Here is a 1,887-nt window from a genome sequence, read left to right on the forward strand (position 1 = left end):
ATATTTTAAAAAATATTTTATAATTTATAAGAATTACACAGGTATGGATTATAAAGCGATTAATTATAATCATTTCCAAAAGTTTTCTATAAATATTATAGATCAACGAATCATAAAAAACATTTTATAAATTTAAAACCAAAACTAATTATTATCACTAATAAACATATTAATTGTAAAAAAGGATTAAAATAATGATAGATCACAAAATTATAGATGGTATTTTATTTAAAAAAATGGTAATTAATGGCGCTATTAATTTAAAAAATAATTATCAAAAAATAAACAATTTAAATGTTTTTCCTGTTCCAGATGGAGATACAGGGACTAATATGCAAATGACTATGGTAGAAGGAATAGAAAAACTAAAACTTATTGATGATCCCTCTATCGTGAAAATGTCTAAAGTTTTATCTAACGCTTTATTGATTAGTTCTAAAGGAAATTCGGGAGTTATTTTATCTCAGTTTTTTTCAGGTATTTCCGAACAAATTAATGTTTTTCAAAAAGATACGATTGATATTTCTCAATTTATCGACTCTTTTGTGAATGGTTATAAAAAAGCTTATGAAGCGGTTATGGAACCAGTTGAAGGTACTATTTTAACTGTTTTACGTGAATCTATCGAAGCAACTCATAAGAAAAAGAGTTTTAAAGTTTTAAAAGATGTTTTAAAATATATGATTAAATATGCTAAAATTTCTTTAAACAAAACAACCGATTTGCTGCCTGTTTTAAAAAAATTTAATGTTGTTGATAGTGGTGGATTTGGTTTTGTTTGTATTTTAGAAGGTATGTTAAAAATATTAGAAAACGATGAATTAATGTTGGAAACAGATGATTCATTTAACGAAGGTGCTCATTCTTTTGATAATATCGAACATGTCGTAGAAGAAAATCTAAAATACATGTATTGTACAGAATATATCGTTCAATTAAGGCCTGAAAGTGGTTTTATTTTAGAAAATAAAAGAAAAGAATTATTAGAAATTGGCGATTCTTTGATTTTATTAAAAAATAATAATTTAGTTAAAATACATATTCATACTAATATGCCTGGCGATGTTTTAACTAATTTATTACAGTACGGAACTTTAAAAAGATGTAAAGTTGATAATATGAAAGAACAAAATGAAAACGTTGTGAAACAAAAAAACGTTGATAATGCTTCTCAATTAAGTTATTCTTTAATATCGGTTGTTTCTAACGAAGAAATAAAAAAAATTTTTTCAGATATGAATGTTAATTATATCATTGATAAATCCGATAAATCTAATAAAACAGCTTCTTCTAAAGAATTTAGCAAAATTTTTAAACAATTAAAACCTTCTCATGTTATCGTTTTGACTAACGGTAAAGAGAATAAATTAGCGGCACAAAAAGCTTTAAAAGCTTATCCTGATTTAAAGGTGAATTTAGTAGAAACACAAAACATAGCTGAAAGTTACAGCGCGCTTTTATCTTTTGATGAAACAGCTTCTTTAAAAGATAATTTAGTTAATATGCAACAAAACATTAAAGAAAATAAAATTGTCGAAGTAGTTCATTTAAAAAAATCTAATCAATTTACTACAGATTCATTAAATATTAATGAAGAACATTTTGCGGAAATATTAGAATCTTTAAAAAATAATCAAGATCATTATTTAGCCATTTTAGAAGAAAAAATTCTTTATAATCATTTGGATTTAAACACATTAACACAATATTTATTAGAAAAAATGGTTAATTCAGACAATAAATTTTTAACTATTTTTTATGATTATAAAAAAGTTTCTCAAGAACATTTAGACCAAATAGAAAGTTTTTTAACAGATAAATATCCTTTTTTAGAAGTTGAAAAAATAGAAAATGACGACATAATGCGTCCTTATATGTTTATTTTAG

Annotated in this window: 1 protein-coding gene; it reads left to right on the forward strand. The window is 23.7% G+C overall.

Going from position 1 to position 1,887, the window contains the following annotated elements:
* Positions 1–194: 194 nt before the first annotated feature.
* Positions 195–1,887: DAK2 domain-containing protein (locus ON17_RS00665; protein WP_017191556.1), on the forward strand; the 1,693-nt coding region annotated here is incomplete at its 3' end.

Source organism: Poinsettia branch-inducing phytoplasma str. JR1 (assembly GCF_000309465.1).
Classification (GTDB): Bacteria; Bacillota_I; Bacilli_A; order Acholeplasmatales; family Acholeplasmataceae; genus Phytoplasma; species Phytoplasma pruni.